15 protein-coding genes and 3 pseudogenes are annotated in these 16,705 nt (G+C 71.9%); 13 read left to right on the forward strand and 5 right to left on the reverse strand.

The window, feature by feature from the left end:
• Nucleotides 1-250: 250 nt before the first annotated feature.
• Nucleotides 251-340, forward strand: a pseudogene (locus tag AB0M97_RS29245) (transposase); the annotation flags it as partial.
• Here the strand turns inward: AB0M97_RS29245 and AB0M97_RS29250 are convergent.
• The 4 genes from AB0M97_RS29250 to AB0M97_RS29265 form a co-directional block, all read right to left on the reverse strand.
• Nucleotides 319-681 carry a hypothetical protein gene (locus AB0M97_RS29250; RefSeq protein ID WP_365964019.1) on the reverse strand — a complete coding sequence of 121 codons (363 nt, stop codon included), beginning with the start codon at nt 679-681 and terminating at the stop codon, nt 319-321. The pseudogene AB0M97_RS29245 and the gene AB0M97_RS29250 sit on opposite strands and share 22 nt — an antisense overlap.
• An 899-nt stretch (nt 682-1,580) precedes the next feature.
• Nucleotides 1,581-1,916 carry a hypothetical protein gene (locus tag AB0M97_RS29255; RefSeq protein ID WP_365963994.1) on the reverse strand — a complete coding sequence of 112 codons (336 nt, stop codon included), beginning with the start codon at nt 1,914-1,916 and terminating at the stop codon, nt 1,581-1,583.
• 35 nt (nt 1,917-1,951) lie between these two features.
• Nucleotides 1,952-2,143, reverse strand: coding sequence for a hypothetical protein (locus AB0M97_RS29260; RefSeq protein ID WP_365963995.1), 192 nt, complete (start codon nt 2,141-2,143; stop codon nt 1,952-1,954).
• A gap of 43 nt (nt 2,144-2,186) precedes the next feature.
• Nucleotides 2,187-3,230, reverse strand: coding sequence for a hypothetical protein (locus AB0M97_RS29265; RefSeq protein ID WP_365963996.1), 1,044 nt, complete (start codon nt 3,228-3,230; stop codon nt 2,187-2,189).
• A gap of 286 nt (nt 3,231-3,516) precedes the next feature.
• Between AB0M97_RS29265 and AB0M97_RS29270 the strand changes: the two genes are divergently transcribed.
• The 11 genes and pseudogenes from AB0M97_RS29270 to AB0M97_RS29320 form a co-directional block, all read left to right on the forward strand.
• Nucleotides 3,517-4,455: an ATP-grasp domain-containing protein gene (locus tag AB0M97_RS29270; RefSeq protein WP_365963997.1), complete on the forward strand. Its 939-nt coding sequence runs from the start codon at nt 3,517-3,519 to the stop codon at nt 4,453-4,455.
• Entirely contained in the window at nt 4,452-5,237 is a 786-nt protein-coding gene (locus AB0M97_RS29275; RefSeq protein WP_365963998.1) for a gamma-glutamyl-gamma-aminobutyrate hydrolase family protein, read from the forward strand. The genes AB0M97_RS29270 and AB0M97_RS29275 overlap by 4 nt, the downstream gene beginning before the upstream one ends.
• On the forward strand, nt 5,234-6,142 hold the full coding sequence (locus AB0M97_RS29280) for a hypothetical protein (protein ID WP_365963999.1): 909 nt from the start codon (nt 5,234-5,236) through the stop codon (nt 6,140-6,142). The genes AB0M97_RS29275 and AB0M97_RS29280 overlap by 4 nt, the downstream gene beginning before the upstream one ends.
• Complete coding sequence (locus tag AB0M97_RS29285; RefSeq protein ID WP_365964000.1) at nt 6,139-6,843, forward strand: hypothetical protein; 705 nt, start codon at nt 6,139-6,141, stop codon at nt 6,841-6,843. The genes AB0M97_RS29280 and AB0M97_RS29285 overlap by 4 nt, the downstream gene beginning before the upstream one ends.
• Nucleotides 6,815-7,147 carry a hypothetical protein gene (locus AB0M97_RS29290; protein WP_365964001.1) on the forward strand — a complete coding sequence of 111 codons (333 nt, stop codon included), beginning with the start codon at nt 6,815-6,817 and terminating at the stop codon, nt 7,145-7,147. Before AB0M97_RS29285 ends, AB0M97_RS29290 begins: the two co-directional genes overlap by 29 nt.
• Complete coding sequence (locus AB0M97_RS29295) at nt 7,144-7,812, forward strand: hypothetical protein (RefSeq protein WP_365964002.1); 669 nt, start codon at nt 7,144-7,146, stop codon at nt 7,810-7,812. The genes AB0M97_RS29290 and AB0M97_RS29295 overlap by 4 nt, the downstream gene beginning before the upstream one ends.
• Nucleotides 7,809-9,104 (forward strand): MFS transporter, encoded by a 1,296-nt coding sequence (locus AB0M97_RS29300; RefSeq protein WP_365964003.1) that lies wholly within the window; start codon nt 7,809-7,811, stop codon nt 9,102-9,104. Before AB0M97_RS29295 ends, AB0M97_RS29300 begins: the two co-directional genes overlap by 4 nt.
• Entirely contained in the window at nt 9,101-11,605 is a 2,505-nt protein-coding gene (locus tag AB0M97_RS29305; protein WP_365964004.1) for an ATP-grasp domain-containing protein, read from the forward strand. The genes AB0M97_RS29300 and AB0M97_RS29305 overlap by 4 nt, the downstream gene beginning before the upstream one ends.
• Nucleotides 11,606-11,607: 2 nt before the next feature.
• The gene (locus AB0M97_RS29310) at nt 11,608-12,897 is read left to right on the forward strand and encodes an ATP-grasp domain-containing protein (RefSeq protein WP_365964005.1); all 1,290 of its coding nucleotides are present in this window, start codon (nt 11,608-11,610) and stop codon (nt 12,895-12,897) included.
• 64 nt (nt 12,898-12,961) lie between these two features.
• The gene (locus AB0M97_RS29315; RefSeq protein ID WP_365964006.1) at nt 12,962-13,375 is read left to right on the forward strand and encodes a hypothetical protein; all 414 of its coding nucleotides are present in this window, start codon (nt 12,962-12,964) and stop codon (nt 13,373-13,375) included.
• 197 nt (nt 13,376-13,572) lie between these two features.
• Nucleotides 13,573-13,758: pseudogene (locus AB0M97_RS29320) on the forward strand (serine hydrolase domain-containing protein); the annotation flags it as partial.
• A 62-nt stretch (nt 13,759-13,820) separates the two neighbouring features.
• Here the strand turns inward: AB0M97_RS29320 and AB0M97_RS29325 are convergent.
• A pseudogene (locus AB0M97_RS29325) lies at nt 13,821-14,540 on the reverse strand (IS5 family transposase); the annotation flags it as partial.
• 287 nt (nt 14,541-14,827) lie between these two features.
• Between AB0M97_RS29325 and AB0M97_RS29330 the strand changes: the two are divergent.
• Entirely contained in the window at nt 14,828-16,378 is a 1,551-nt protein-coding gene (locus tag AB0M97_RS29330) for a M28 family metallopeptidase (RefSeq protein WP_365964007.1), read from the forward strand.
• Nucleotides 16,379-16,705 lie beyond the last annotated feature (327 nt).

Here is a 16,705-nt window from a genome sequence, read left to right on the forward strand (position 1 = left end):
GCCCAGCTCCGAAGCGGTTGCCCGTCCTGCCGCAACTGCTCGGCGGAGTCCTGACGGCTCCATACCGTTCTCCCTCATCGTTGAGTACGCATACACGTCTGGGGACAACAGCGACGCTCCCGATGTCTTCGTGAACATCATTCGGAGCCCAGACCCGGACCCGGCGATAAGCATCGCAAAGGAGGACCTGCACAGGCCGTGGGATTTTTTTGTCCGCGGACGGAACGTGGGAGCTTCTGCTCCAGCAGCCCAGGCTGCTGCCGACGCGGCAGATGAGATCGACTGGGACATCTCGGTCGATTCCATCATCGTCCGCGCTCACCAACATGCGGCCGGCGCTTGCACGCAGACACCTCTGGGCCAGGGCCGACTTGCCGACCCCGCCCAGTCCGTGCACCGCGTGCACACGACCTTCCCCGGCCGGGTGAACGCCTGCTTCAGCGCCGTCAGTTCGTCGTTGCGGCCCACGAACAGACCGGATGCGATGTTCGAGATCCCGCCGTCCGCGGCGTCGTCCGGGATCGGCCTGTACGCCTCGGGAGGCAGCACGAACGCCTGGCCGGCGGTGATGTACTGCGTCGACGAGCCGGCCACGTCACCGCCGGCGGCGATCGCGCCGTGGCTTGCCCGGATCCCGGCCGCCGCCTGCTGCCCGGGCGCCTCGCCGGGTATATCGGTCACGGCCGGTACTCGGTGCGCGAGTCCTCGACGTCCTCACCCGCGACAATGGCGCCGTCGCTGCCCGCCAGCCCTGGCCCACCACCCTGCGAAGACGCCCCGGGCGCAGCGGACGCCGGCCCGATGTACCGGGTCGAAGATCCCCTCACGCTGCCCCGTGCCACGATCGCCCCACGCTCTCCCACCACCGGCTCCGCCGGTTGAGCAGACGGGACGGACGTCGCCGGCGGCGCCACAGGCGAGCCACCCACCGGGGCAGAAACGCCGACCGACGCACGCAGTTGCCGCAACGCCACCCCCAGCGCAGCAACCCCCGCCACCGCCCCGGCCGCTCCAGCGGAAGGCCGCGCGCCTGCCGCCGTGCTGCGGCAGGCGCGCGGCGAGCAACCCGGCACGCACTGAGCGGAGTTCCCGGCCCGGCTCGTCGTACGGGAGTCAACAGCCCCGCCGCGCTGAGACACGGACGCGATCTGCGTCGACCTGTGTACGCAAAGTGATTGCCTGGCGTTAACGGTGTGGGCTACAGTCACCGCGCTGGCGCCCTCGCATCACCTGCCGGGGCCGCCACTTGAGCAACGGCGCTCTCCCGGGTCTTCACGGAACTGGTGTCTGATCTTCAAGTCGCCTGCGGTTGTGTCCGCGACTGTCCGTCCCGTGTCTGTCCGGCGCATGTCACGCTGGTTTCTCCTGCTGTCCGGTATGTGGCGCTCACTGACGATCGCCTGCGTAGAGTCACTTCTTCACAAAGGGATCGCACATGGGCCTTCTTCGTGCCGAAGGGGTTCGACGAGTTACTTGAGACAGTTGCCGCCGAGGCCGCCGCGCAAAGCGCCGTCGGCAATGCCGTGCGCCATCTGGCCACGATCGGCGAGCGCTTGGCGTCCGAAGTCGCCATCGCGGCGTTACGGCCGACCGAACGCCGCCTGCTCGAAGCGGCGGAAGCCGCGGGCGCCACGGTCGACCTGACGGCCGCCGACAACCCGGACGGCCACCGGTTCGGGCACCTGAAGGCGGGCAAGGCCCGCGTCCTGCGCCCCGGCGAGTCCGGCGGCCCCGAGCTGCGCGTGGTCGCGGGCATCCGGTGGCCGAACGGAGTGCCGGAGGGACTCGAAGCCGAGTGCGCCGCGCTCGCCGAGGGCGAGGCCGCGGAGATCGAAGCCTGCCGGACCTGGTTGCTCGCACAGGGCGAGGGACACGCGGCGGGGCTGGTGGACCGCCTGCGGTTCCTGTTCCGCCACGTCGGCCCGATACGCCTCTACATCGGCGACGACTGCTACACGAACCTCGGCAAGGGCGGCAATCTCGTCGGCAAGTCCATCGCCGCCGAATCGGACCGCTGCCGGTTGAAAGTGCTCTCCGGCACACCGCTACGAGCGTGGAGCGCCGCCGACGCCTGCTTCGTCGTCTGCATGTCGGCGCTGATCTCCTCCGGAACGCCTTCGCGCACCGAGGAGTTCAGCGGCACCCAGCTGGCTCCGGACCGGCTCGCGGCCTTCATCGAGGACCGATTACGGGCCTACGGCCAGCAGGTGCCGGACCCCGCCGCGGCGGCTTCGCCGATCGGCAGACTCTTCGAACTCGCCGATCTGACACGGGAGTCGAGAGTGCACGCCCTCGCCTCGGGGACGGTGGTCTATCGCACCGTGCAGGCGATGACCATCAACAAGAGGGAGCACCTCTTCGACACCCCGGTGACCGGGGCGGATGTCCCGGAGGCCTTCCTCGACGTCCTCGCCGAACTCGTGCCGGGAGCCCCCGAGGCCGTGCGCGGCGGCGCCCTCGACGTGGACTGGCGGCCGGTGCTCGACGGAGGCCCCGCCACGGTACCCGGCTTCGGCAGCCGGTTCGAGGAAGTACTGCACCGCCTCGTGGGCGCGGCCGCGGTCGGCACCCGATCCGACGTCAGCATGTCCCGCGGGCCGCGCGACATCCAGCGCCTCAGCTCCCTGCTCGCCGAGGGCAGCATCGAGCCGGGACACTGGAAGACCAGCGAGTACTACTGCTGCGTGGTGCCCGCGGAGCACTTCCGGCAACGGCTCACCGTCGCCGGCGCCGCCGCGGACATTCCGCAGGTGGTACGGGCCATCGCCGCCCGGATGCGCTGGAACGGCTGGCACTTCATGCCGCACGCCGCGGCGGTCACGAATGACGAGAGCTTCGCCGAACGCGACTGGTTCTTCGCCCCGTCCATGCCCGACATGACGGAGTGGACCTCGCACCATCACCAGGGTCACGTGGCCAACGGCGTACGACACGCCATCCGCGTCCCCTTCGGCATCACCCTGGCCGGAGCCCACCGCGCCGGCGTGCACGACCTGAGGCTGATGCGCACCGAGGGCGACACGTACGACCTCACGGACCTGCGGGCCGCCATCGCGATGGGCGAGATCCTGCGCGGCTACTACCAGGAACACGCCAGCCGCCTCGAGAAGCGCGAGGAGAACTTCGTCGTCGACGACTTCGGAAACACCTGGTACCAGGACCGGTACGGTGCCGAGGCCGAAGCACGGACGAGCACGGCGCACGAGCAAACGAATGAAAACGGTATCCAACCCATGACCTCTGCCGTCACCACCCCCCACCCGAGGGCCGCCGGCCCTCGCACGGTTCTCTACCTGGGCCTGCGCCGTTCCCCCCTGGAATGGCGGGCCGAGCTGGAGGCGGCCACCGCGCGCGGCCTCGCTGTCCACGTCGCGTCCGACGCCGACGTCTCGCACACCGGACTTCCTGAGCAGCAACGAGGCGTCTTCGACCGCAAGGCCCCGCTCGACGAGCAGGCCGCCCAGGCGGTGTCCGGTGTGGAGCCGGCCGCGGTGGTCTGCTGGGGGCGACAAGTACGTGGGCCTCACGGCGCTGCTCGCCGAGCGGTTCGAGGCGCGCGGCATCGGCACCACCGCCGCGGCTGTCGCCACGGACAAGGTCACGCAGCGCCGGGCCATGGCGCCGTACGTCCTCAACCCAGCCTGGCGGTCCGGCAGTTCACTGGAGGAGCTGCGCGAGGCGGTGGCCGAGCTGGGCGCGGCGGGCCGGACCCTCGTGTTCAAGCCCGCGCACTGCTCCGGGGGCCGCGGTATGGCGCTCATCGGCGCCGACACCGATCTGGCCGAGGTGTTCGAGCTGACCTCCACCAACTACTCCGGCACCACCGACTTCCTGGTCGAGGAGTACGTCGAGGGCTCGGAGCACTCCGTCTCCGGCGTGGTGTCCGACGGCGTGGTCCGGATCTTCGGTGTCACCGACAAAAGCGTCGACGGACCGCTGACCCCCTCGTGGGCCACGGCCGTGCCGTCCGCGCACACGGACGCACAGGTCAAGGAGTTGCGGCAGGCCGCCGAGCAGGCGGTGCTCGCTGTGGGCCTGCGCTCCGGCGGATTCCACGTCGACCTGCGGCTCGCCCCCGGCGGCCCGGTCGTCCTGGAGGTCGGCGGCCGGCTCGGCGGCGACCTGATCAACTCGCACCTCATCCCGTACGCGCACCAGGACGCCGTCCGCCCCTACGAGAGCCTGCTCGCGCTGCTGGCCGACGGGGAACTGCCAGGCGAGGTGCCCGAGCCGGAGCGCGGTGCGGCGATGGTGTTGCTGCCGAAGGCCGGGCGCGACACTCGCCAGTTGGCCGACGCCGTCCGCGCACACCCGCAGGTGGTCCTCGCCGAGGACTGGCCCGGCACCGACACCGTGGTGGCCGTCGTCGTCACCGGCGACCCGGCCGAACTGCCGGGTCTCGTGTCCGAGGTACGGGAGCACGCCGGCCCGGACGCACGGGAGTCGGCCGGGTGAGCGGCGGGCCGTCGCGACTGCCGCTGGTCGGGATCCTCGCCTGCCGCAAGGAGCGGGCCAACGGCACGACGTACTCACGGGTCAACGACCATCTGACCGGCCCCCTCCTGGACCACGCGGGCGTCGCCGCCGTGCTGCTGCACACCGCGCGACCCGAGCACGCCGACGACGTACTGGCGCGGCTCGACGGCCTGGTGCTGCCGGGCAGCGGCTCGTTCGTCCACCCGGAGCGCTACGGCGGACAGGACGCCGACGCGGTGCCCGGCCGGGAGTACGACCGCGCCAGGGACGCGGCCGCCGCGGCGCTGCTGCGGGCCGCCGACCGGATCCCCGGCCTGCCGGTGCTCGCGAGCTGCCGGGGCCTCCAGGAACTGGTCGCGCACCACGGGGGCACACTCGAAACGGTGCCCGCGTCCCCGGTCCAGCACCGGCTGACGGCAGGCGTCGACGGCCCCGACCGCTGGGCGCCCGCGCACACCGTGGCCCTCGCCCCCGGCGGGCTGCTCGCCGCGCTGGCCGGTCCCGACCTGGACCCGGCGGCCGTGCCGGTCAACTCGCAGCACAGCGACCGGGTGGCGAAGGTCCCGGGACACGCCTTCGTTGAGGCCACCGCCCCGGACGGGACCGTCGAGGCCGTCAGTGTGGCCGCGCCGGGCCGCTTCGTCCTGGGCGTGCAGTGGCACTTCGAGCACCACACCGATCAATCACCCCTGGACCGGGCGGTGCTGGCGGAGTTCGGCCGCCGCTGCCGGTCCTGGACGGAGTCGAGGCAACAGCAGTGAACGCGTCATCCACCACCAGCCACGCCTCCGGCGCGGCCGCGATCGACCACGAGGCGCTCGCCGCCACCGCCCTTGCCGCCGCCGGCCGCGGCGGCGACGAGCTGCTGTTCCTCGCGGGCTCGACGACCGACGGGCTCGCCAACCGCAACTCCGACCTCGACCTGTACGTCGTCGGCGACTTCCGGGTGACGGGCTCGGAGACGGCGGCTCGCCAGGGGGAGCGGACCGCCACCGTCGCCTACCACGAGGGCCGCGAGGTCAACGTCGCGGTGCTCGAACCGGCGGGACTCGACCGGCTGCGGGACGCGTTCCGCGCCGCTGTCGCGAGCCTGTCGCAGGAACGGGGCATCGCCCAGCTCGTCGACGAGGACAACCTCAAGATCCTGCACCGCTTACGCACCGGCGTCGCGCTGCGCCGTGCGGACCGGCTCCAGGAGCTCCGCGAACACCTGGGCACGGACGACCTGCCCCGCTACCTCCTGAACGTCGCCGCGGTCGCCGCCGTCAACCGGCTCACGGACGTGGCCGGTGAACTGGCCGACGGGCACGCCGACTCGGCCGCCTGGATGCACCGGGAGGCGCTGGTGCACACCGGTCAGTGCGCCCTGGCCGCCGTCGGTGTCACGGTGCCCTCGGTCAAGTGGCTGGTACGGCTCCTCCAACGCGAGGTGGCGGGCGGTCCCGGCGCCGAGGACGCCGGCAGGACCGAAGGCGCCCACCGCCTCGGCGGACATCCCGCCCACACCCGCTGCGCCGACCACACCGCACGCCACCTGCTCGCCCCGCCCGCCGACACCGCGGCCGCCGTCGCGGAGACCCGGACCGTCCTCGCGGCGGTGCTCGACGCCGCCGGGGACCGGGCCGGAGCCTACGTACGCCTCGTGGCCCGACCGAAGCTGGGATGACGCCGATGCCACTCCTCACCACCGCAGTGCAGTACGGCAAACGGCAGTTCACCCACGTCGATCTGCACGAGATACCCGACGCCGTGCTGCCCCGCGAGCCGCGGATCGGCGGCGGCTGCATCGCCGTCCCCGAGGACCGCCTCGCCGCCCTCGCCCGCTCGGGACCCGCCGTACTGGGGCTGCCGCCCGGGCTCGCCCACGTCGACGGCTTCGTCGCCTCGCTCCTGAAGGAACTGCGCGCGCTGGTGCGGCTGCCGGGCGGGCACGAATGCCTCCTCGTCCCCGCCTCACCCCGCGCCGTGTCCCGGCTGCTCGCCCGCGGGAAATGGGCGGTGGCCCACGACGCGGTGCCCCGGCCGACGGCCGGGGCGGACCTGTCGACCGCCGACAGTGCCACGCAGACGGGGAGATGGGTCGCTGCGGACCTCTCCGGCACCACCTGGCCGCTGGCCGAGAACGTGCTCGGGGGACTCGACGTGGCCGTCTTCGACCCGGGACCGCTGCTGGGCGTCGTCCCCGGAACCACGGTCCTCACCCTGTCCCCGCGAGCCGCCGCGGCCGCCCGCGCCGAGGGAGGACGGCGGTCCCTTCGGCCTGCGGGACCTCCTCGAACCGGGCGACCCCGACACACCACGGCCCAGCGCATCGGACCTGATGATGCTCGCCCACGGCGTGCGCACCCTCGCCGAGTCGCACCCTGAATACCTGGACGACGAGGTCGAGTCCGGACTCGCACTGGTCCGCGGGCACGCCACCGGACGCTCCTGGCTCGCCGCACCTCCGTACAGGGAGGGCCGCGACCTGGCATGCGTCCTGCCCACCACCCTCGCCCCGGAGGCCGTGTCCCGACTGGTCGACTTCGTGGAGAGCCGAGGGCTGGCCTACGGCCTCGCCGATCCGCAGCGGCCGACGGCGCTGCGCGTCCACCTCGGCCGCACCCGCACCGACGACGATCTCGGGCGCCTCGTCGGACTGCTCGACGTCCTGCTGAAGGAGAACCGATGAGCGCCGGCGCGCTGCTGATCCTCAAGCCCGACATCCTCGCGGGCCCCAGCGCGCGTTGCCCCGCCGCGCTCGCCCGCGACACGGTGCGCGGCCTCCTCTCCGTGTACCGGCTCTCGGCGACGTACACCTACGAGGCGGAGACGTCCGAGCAGGCCGTGGCCTGGGCGCTGCGCAACATCGAGCGCAAGATCCGGGCACGGGACTGGTACGTGCGCACCCTGCACGAGCCGAACCGGCATCTCGCGGCCCTGGACGCCCTGTTGACCGGGACGGTGCTCGCCCCGCCCGGGAAGGACACCGTCCGCACCGCCGACCTCGTGCTCGCCATGACGGAGGCACTCGGCTTCACCGTCGCCGACGTGCAGCGCACCCGCTGCACTCGCCGCGACTTCCTCGGCCTGTACGCGGACAACACCCACTTCACGCGGCTCGCCGGCAGCCTGCACACCTACCTGGTGGGCCAGGAAGTGGAGATCTACCGGTACACCGGCGACCAGGAGCTGTCCACGCTGCACATCTTCAAGGAACTCGTGCGCCGCGTCGTCCGCTACCCCACCACCCACTACGACGCGGTGGAGAACCTGCTGCACGTGTCCGACCCCGGCGCCCCCGACTGGACGTACTTCCTCAACTCGGCCTTCGCCGAGCGGGGGAGCGCCGCGTGACCGCGCCGAAGGGACCGGGCCGCCGCTTCGCCGCCGCAGACGCGCTGATCCTCCTCAACGGCGTGTCGACCTTCGGTTCCGGCCTGGTCTACCCCTACACGGCGCTGTATCTGTCGGGGCTGCCGGAGATGGGCACCGCGGGCGTCAGCGTCTTCTACGGTGTCGCCGCCGCGGCCAACCTGGCGACCGCCACGGTGCTCGCCACCGGCTGGATCAAACCGCCTCCGGCGCTCCTCGGATTCCTCGGCACGCTGATGCTCGCCCTGGGCTTCCTGGGTACGGCGGCGGCCGGCTCGATCGCCGCCCTGGCCGCAGCCGTGCTCTTCATCGGCTGCGGCCAGGGCTGTCTGCTCGTCGCGATGGTGCCCGTATTGAACTCCCTCACGTCGCAGGAACAGCGGCGATCGGTGTTCGCACGACGCTACCGCGCCATCAACGTGGGCCTCGGGCTCGGCGCCGTCGTCGCGGGACTCGCCACCGGCTTCTTCGCGACCTCGGCCGTGCCCTGGCTGTTCGTGTGCAACGCGCTGAGCTACCTCCCGCTCTCATACACCTTCTACCGGCTCAGGGCGCGCGAGCGCGTCGAGGCGGCCGCGCCGGAGACGGCCGGGGACGAGTCCACACAGCGGCCGGACGCCACCTGCGGACGCTTGCGGTGGCTCGGGGCCGCTGGCACGCTCGCCGTCCTGTTCCAGCTCGGCTCCTACCTCTTCGGACACAGTCAGTTCGAGGCCACGGCGCCGCTCGTCGCCGTCCGCCTCATGGGCATCGGCCTCGGCACCGTGTCCGCGCTGCTCCTGGTGAACACCGCCGTCGTCGCGCTCGGACAGCGCTGGATCACGGGACTGCTCGGCCGCCGCAACGAGGCGTACGGGCTGCGGGTGTCGGTCGTGCTGTGGGCCGCCTCCTACACCGTGGCCATGGCATCGTCGTTCGGCCCGCTACCCGTCCGGTACGCGGGACTGCTGCTCTTCGCCGTCGTGTTCGCGATCGGTGAGTGCGCCTACTCCTGCTCCTTCCACCCCTACCTGATCGACTCGGTCGCGCCGAAGGACGTGACCCGCGTCTCCGCGCTCGCCGGCGGCGCCATGGGCATCGGCACGGCGGCCGGCCCCTCCATCGGCGTGGCACTGACCCTCACCGGCGAGGCGTCCGCGGTGTGGCTCGGCCTTTCCGCGCTCAGCCTGCTGTTACTGCTCACCTTCGGCCGGCGCCGCACCCCGGTGCGCGAACCGGCCGCCCGAGCCACACCGGAACAGAAACCCGCGTCACACACAGGGGAATCAACATGACGGACACACTGCTGCTGGTCGGCGCGGGCATCATGGGGCGCGGCCATGTGACGGCCGCCAGAGAGCTCGGGCTACGGACCGTGCTCATCGACGACGAAGCCTGGCGCGAGAAACACGAGCGCCACGTCGCACACTTCGAGACCCCTGCGGGCGGCACCGAGACACACTGGCTGCGGGCCGCCCTGGACGCCGCTGAACGGTACGCCCCGCAGGGTGTCGTGCCCTTCGCCGAACAGCACGTCCTGGCCGCCGCCCGGGTGCAGGACCGGCACGGCCTCCCCGGCCCCTCGCTCGCTGCCGCCGAGGCCAGCCGCAACAAGGCGGTGCAGCGCGCCCTGTTCGCGCACGCCGGGTTGCCGCAGCCCGAGTACGCCGTCGTCGACGACGCCGACCGGGCCGCCGAGTGGAGCCGCGACCGCTACCCCGTCGTCGTCAAACCACTGCGCGGCATGGGCAGCGCGGGAGTCCGCCGGGTCGCCGACGAGGACGCGCTGCGGGCCGACCTGGCCGGCCGGGACGTGGCCCAACAGGTGCTCATCGAGGAATACTTGGACGCCCAAGAGTTCAGCTGGGAAGGGCTCGTCCAGGACGGAACGGTCATCTTCGGCAACCACACCCGCAAAGTGACCACCGGGCCCCCGGAATTCGTCGAGCTGCGCCACCAACTGCCGCACGTGCACACCGACCAGGACCGCGTGGACGCGCAGACGGCCGCGCTGGTGGCCGCCGCCGGCATCCGCACCGGCATCGTGCACCTGGAGTACCGGGACGACGGCCGTGCGCTCAAGCCCATGGAGTTCGCCGTGCGCACGCCGGGGGACCACATCCTGGAGCTGATGTGCCGGGCGTACGGACACGACTTCTTCCGCAGCGTCGTCGAGCTGTCCCTGGGCCGGGAGGTCGGCCTCCCCTCCGGGCGCCCGCGCACCGCGGGCGTGCTCTTCCTGCCCGCCCCGGCCCCCGGCCGCATTGTGTCCGTGGACGGCGTCGAGGCGGCGGCGGACCAGCCCGAGGTGGTGCGGGTCGGGCAGAAGAAGCACGCCGGTGACGTCGTCGTCGGCCTCCACTCGTCCGGCGACCGGGTCGCCCACGTGCTGCTCCTCGCCGACACCCCGGCCGAGGTGGACGCGGCGGCCGAGGCGGTGCTCGGGCAGATCGACATCCGCGTGGAGCCGGTCGACGGCGCCGGCAGCCCTGCCCCGGTGCCCGCCGAGTCGCCCCGGATCGCCGATGACGGCCCCGTGGTGGTGCTGTGCAAGTGGCGCCCCGACATGGTGAGGTCACTGCTCGCCGCGACTCCGCACCTGCACCTCGTCCTTGAGGAACAGGAGTTGGCGGCCGCCGACCGGTCGCCCGAACTCACCGGCGCCGCCCGCGCCGTCTACCGCGTCGGCAGCATCGACTCCGTCGAGGAGCTGACCGGGGTGGCCGTCGACCTCGCCGTGCGCGGCGTCGAGGTCGACCACGTGCTCTCGTTCTCCGAGGACGGGCAGCTCGGCGCCGCCCAGCTCCGCGCCCTGCTCGGCTGCGACGACACCAGCGCCGCGATGCGGGCGGCCGTCCGCGACAAGCGGATGATGAAGCAGTTGGTGGCCGCCGCCGGTGTGCCCGTCACCGAGTGGGCCTCCCTGCCCGTCGGCGCCACCTTCGCCGACGGCGGCGCCCTGCCCGACGTGGGCTTCCCCGCCGTCGTCAAACCGGCCTTCGGCTTCGGCACGATGAGCACGGTCCGCGTCGAGAACGCGCAGGAGATCGCCGATGTCCTGCGTGACCTGCCCAAGTCCGATCGGCTCAGGTCCGGGCACCTCATCGTCGAACGCTTCGTGCCCGGCCGCGAACTGCACATCGACGCGCTGTGGCGGGAGGGCAAGCCGCTCTTCCTCCACGTCAGCGCCTACTACGTGCCCCGCCTCGACCACGTCCCCACGGACGGCGCCGAGCAGGACGTCCCGCCGACCCGTGACGGCTCGTACATGCTGGCGCCGGAGGAACATCCCGAACTCCACGCACGCATCGCCGCGTTGCACACCACCGTCAACGAGGCCCTCGGCATCGAGACCGCCGTCACCCACCTCGAGGTCTTCGAGACACCCACGGGCGACCTCGTGTTCTCCGAGATCGCCACGCGCATCGGCGGCGGCTGGGTCCCCGACATGCTCACGGCCCGCCTCGGGCGCAGCGTCTTCGACACCGTCGCCACCGGACTGCTGCGGGGGGACATCGAGGCCGACGGACCCGCCGTGTCGCCGTACCGGCACATCGGCGCGCTCCACCTGCGCCCTTCCCGGGCCGGCACGGTCACCGCCGTGCCCACCAAGGAGCGGATCGAGGCCGTGGAAGGGGTGCTCGGCTGGCGCCTCCTGAAGAAGGCCGGGGACACCGTCGGCTTCACACACACCATGGACTGGTGTCTGCTGGTCGTCCTCGGTACGGACACCGCCGAGGAGTTCGAGGCGCTCCTCGACCGCGTCGAGGCCGAGCTGACCATCGAGGTGGAGTGACCGTGACCCAGCGACGTGACGAGACCGAGCCCGAACGACCCGAGGCGCGGCCCGTCGTCCTCTTCGTCGGCCTGCGCAAGAACCCGCTCGAACACCGCCCGGCGTTCGAGGCCGCCCACCGCGAGGGCCACGACGTGGTGCTCCTCGCCGCTCGGCCGCCCGCCGATCTGCCCCGCGCGCTGCTCGCCGACGTACGGGCCGTCGACCCGCACGACACCGCGGCGTTCGACACGGCTGTCGACGAGGTGGCCGCTGCGCACTCCGTGGCTGGCGTCGTCGCCTGGTCCGACGCGGGCGTGGAACCGGCCGCCCGCGCCGCCCGGCGCCTCGGGCTGCCCGGCATCGCGCCCGAGGCGGCCCGCCTGGCGCGCAACAAGTACCTCATGCGTCAGGCGCTCGCCGGCCGGCCGCACGTGATTCCGCGCTTCGCCCGCGTACGCACCCTGTCCGACGCCGAACAGGCCCTGCGGCACGCGGGACTCCCGGCCGTCCTGAAGCCCGCCGCGGGCAGCGGCAGCAAGGGCATCTTCCTGCTGCGCACCGAGGAGGAACTGGCGCCCGCTTTCGCCGAACTGGCCCGGCTCACCGGCGCCGACGGCGACGGCATCTTCCGCCACGACCGGGGCGACCTCGTCCTGGAGGAGCTGCTCGGCGGCACCGAACACAGCGTCGAGGGGTTCGTGCACCGAGGGGAGGTGACCGTCAGCGGGATCACCGACAAGACGACCACCGAGCCCTTCCGCCTGGAACTCGCCCACCTGCACCCCAGCGTCCTGCCCGCCCCCGCTCTCGCCGCCGTGCACGCGCTCACCCGCGAGGTCGTCACCGCCCTCGGCTTCGACGACTGCGCGTTCCACCTGGAGTGCATGTACGACCCCGGCTCCGGCGCCCGTCTCGTCGAGGTCGCCGCACGCGCGGGCGGCGACTTCATCGCCTCGCATCTCGTCGGCCTCGCCACCGGCGTCCCGTTTCACGAGAACGTGATCCGCGTCGCCACCGGCCGCCCGCCCCGCCTGCCCGACGGGCTGACGCGGCACGCCGGGCTGCGGAAGCTGATGGCTCCGGCGGCGGGCAAGCTGGTGCGGGTCGACGGGGTGGACACCGCGCGCGGCGTGCCGGGCGTCCAGCACATCGTGCTCGACCGCACCCCCGGCACGACGATCAGGCTGCCGCCTGCGCACTTCTCCTCCAGCGCCGTCGGCGCGGTCATCGCCACCGGGGAAAGCGCCGCCTCGGTGCAGGGGGCGCTGGCAGCGGCGACGGAGGCCATCCGCGTCGAGATCGCGACGTAGGGTTCACCCTGTGCGGACGCGGACCGCCCTGTTACGCGTCCGCCACGGCAGCCGCCGTTACGACGTGAGGGATGCTGTACGCGGCAGCCGCTCCGACCAGGCACACGTCGTCCTGACCATGTCCGGAGCCCAGGTGCTGCCCGCTGTCGCGGACACCTGCGATGAACTGCGCGTTCCGTGCCCGTCGACCACCTTCCCGAGGCAGGCCCATGTCCACTCCCGCGGCGCAGACCCGGGGCACTCCTTCCGGTGGACCTACCACTTCGCGTGGGGTCTGGACGACATCGTCACCATTTACGCCGGGATGCGGAAGCAACGCGACGGCCCCCATATCGCCGGCTGCCTGTGGAACGACGACCTCCAAGGCAGCCTGCTCCGCCACCACGAGTACGGTTTCGCCCCCGTGGCGTCCGCGCGCGGGCGCAGCCTGGCCGACCTCGGCCCCTACCGCGAACCAGCAGACGACTGCGGCCCATAAATCTCCCGCATGCGGGAACACAGCGGCGACCACGGGAACTCCGCCTCCGTGGCCCGGTGCAGACCGCGTCGTCCCCTGCATGTGGTCACCCACACCTCCGGCCTGCCCGCCCTGCCCCCGGACTCCTGCGCAAAGCCCTCCCGCACCACCTCACCAACCCCTGCCTGCCCCACACCGGAAACGATCTGGCACGCTCCGTGCACCGCACCGAACTCACCCACCCACCGGGCGCCCGCTTCAGGTATTCCCACTACGGTGCCGCACTCCTTGGCCATGCCCTGGCCCACGCCACCAGAAGGCCCTACCCACGCCTCCTGGACGAGCGCATCTGCCGGCCCCTCGGTTTGACCGCCACTCACTGCCGCACCGACAGACCCCAAGCGGCCGGCTGCAACACCGGGCGCCCCATGCCACCGTGGCAAATTCCTGCCTCTCCGCAGTCGGCGAAGGCCGGCGGTCTGCCGCCCGCCTGTCCGCGCTGCCGCCGGTTGGCCTGCTGGTCCGCCCGTTCCGGGATCACCGCGCGGATGCCGCGTCTGCGTAGGTGCTCGCGGATCGCGCGGGAGGAGTACGCCTTGTCGGCCAGGATCAGGTCCGGCCTGGTGCGAGGCCGTCCATAAGGGCGGGGAACGCGCAGGCGGGCCGTGACGTCGGTGAAGGCGGGTCCGTCGCCGGCCTGTCCGGCGGTAGGGACGAACGCCCGTGGCCGGCACCGGCCGTCGGCCGCGAGGTGGATCCTCGTGTTCAGTCCGCCGCGGGACCGGCCGATGGCGTGATCGTCCGGCTCGCCGGCCGGGGCCCCTTTTTTGGGGGTGCCGGCCGCGTGCTGGTGAGCGCGCACGATGGTGGAGTCCACGGACACGGCGCAACTGACGTCTTTGTCCCCGTCGGCCTGAGCCACCACCGCGGTGAACACCCGCTCCCACGTACCGTCGACGGCCCACACCCGCAGCCGGTTGCAGACGCCCCGCCAGTTGCCGTACTTCTCCGGCAGGTGCACCCACTGCGTCCCGGTCTGGAACTTGTGAGCGATCGCGTCAATCACCTCACGACGGTCCCGCCAGCGGCCACCCCGCTTCGGCGTCCGGTCCGGAAGCAACGGCTCGATCCGCGCCCACTGCGCACCAGTCAACGGCACACCCGGACCAACGACCGGCTGATCCAAACGAAATGGCCCAGGCGCGTCACCGTGCTGGGCCCGGCCGGACGCCACGGCCGGTTCCTGGTTCCCGCGCGGTCGGCGTCCGGCCGTGACCACGAGCGGTCGCAGCTGCACCGAGCGCCCGTCGGACCGGTGCGTAAATGCCCGTTCGCCATACTGACGTACCGATATGACGTACCGAGAATCTGAAACTCGTACAGCGAGACCGGCGCGAACTCTGGTCAGAGTGGCTGTTTGCTGTCTAGCGTGCGTCCACCGCAGACCCCCCTGCCTGTCGTGGAAGGACCTCCATGCCCTCACGCCGTTCAGCCGTTGCCACCGCCACCCTGGCCGCCGCGGCTCTCGTCTCACCGCTGTTGCTCGCCGGCCCCGCGGGTGCCACCAGTCCGCAGAGCGACGCCGCGCGCGGTGACGCGCTCGCCGGGAAGCTGGTCAAGGACTCCACCGGCAAGGAGGCCTTCGACCACCTCAGGGTCTTCCAGTCGATCGCCGACCACAACGGCGGCACCCGGGTGGCGGGCTCCAAGGGGCATGAGCAGTCGGCCAAGTACGTGGAGACGGTCTTGAGAGCCGCCGGCTACGAGGTGTCCCGGCAGGGGTTCGACTTCGTGTACGTCGAGACTCTCGCCGAGAAGCTGACCGTGAACGGCCCTGCCGGGCGCGACGTTCCGATCAAGCTGATGACGTACACGGCGAGCGGGCCGGAGGGCGGCGTCACCGCCCCGGTGGCCGCCGCCCCGGTCGACGCCGACGGCACCAGCGGCTGCGAGCCGGGCGACTTCGCGTCCGGTACCTTCACCGGCAAGATAGCCCTGGTCAAGCGGGGCGGTTGCGCCTTCGCGGCCAAGCAGGCCAATGCGGCCGCTGCCGGCGCGGTCGGCGCGGTCATCTACAACAACACGGCGGGCGACGTCAACGGCACCATCGGCGACCCGACCCTCGGCAAGATCCCCACGGGCGGCATCACCCAGGAGGACGGCGAGAAGCTGGCCGCCGAGGCGGCGGCCGGGGAGGTCTCGGTCACCCTGGACATCCGCGAGCTGCGCGAGAACCGCAAGACGTGGAACGTGGTTGCGGAGACCCGCGGCGGCGACGCGGACAACACGGTGTTCCTCGGCGCCCACCTGGACTCGGTCGCGGAGGGGCCCGGCATCAACGACAACGGCTCGGGCTCGGCGGGCATCCTGCAGGTCGCGCAGCACCTCGCGTCCAGCCAGGACAAGATCAAGAACAAGGTCAGGTTCGCCTGGTGGTCGGCGGAGGAGTTCGGTCTGCTCGGATCGGAGGCGTACGTCGCCTCCCTGACGGAGGAGCAGAAGAAGCAGATCAAGCTCTACCTCAACTTCGACATGATCGCCTCGCCGAACGCGGCGTACTTCGTGTACGACGGTGACGACTCGGACGGCGTCGGCTCGGGAGCCGGCCCGGAGGGCTCCGCGCAGATCGAGAAGGGCATCACCGAGTTCCTCGACTCGAAGAACATCCCGCATGAGGGCACCGACTTCAGCGGCCGCTCGGACTACGGTCCGTTCATCGAGGTCGGCATCCCGTCCGGCGGCACGTTCACCGGTGCGGAGGGCATCAAGACGGAGGCGCAGGCCGCCAAGTTCGGCGGGCAGGCGGGGGTCGCGTACGACGTCAACTACCACGCCGCGGGTGACGACATCACCAACATCGACCACAAGGCGCTGGACATCAACATCGATGTGATCGCCAACGCGGTCGGGCACTACGCGTTCGACCTGGCGCCGCTGTCGATGCCGGTGGTCTCGGAACCGACAGGCGGCACGGACGGCAGCGGTGGCGGCCTCCACGACGGTCACGACCACGCCACGGAGTAACCCCCCGCCCTACACCGGCCCCCCGTCCCCAGGGCGGGGGGCCGCCCCGTGCTCCAGCCCGCCCTCGAACTCCCCCGGCCACCGCCGGGAGGCGTCCAGGGCGAGGCTGCGTTCTCTCCGCAGAGCGCATCGGCTGGTGCCGGCGTCCGGAAACCCGATGATCAGGGCGAAGGCCGATCCGCGAGGACGGCAACTCGACTGAGACAACGCAGCCATTGAGACATCGCGCGGGCGTGGACAGAGCCGATCTGCCGGCGCAGAGCGGAGCGCCGCTGACGGAGTTCGAACTCTCGGTCGGTGAGCGCAAGATCCTCCAGTCAAGAGGAA

Origin of the sequence: Streptomyces sp. NPDC051207 (genome assembly GCF_040682395.1) — a bacterium.
GTDB lineage: Bacteria > Actinomycetota > Actinomycetes > Streptomycetales > Streptomycetaceae > Streptomyces.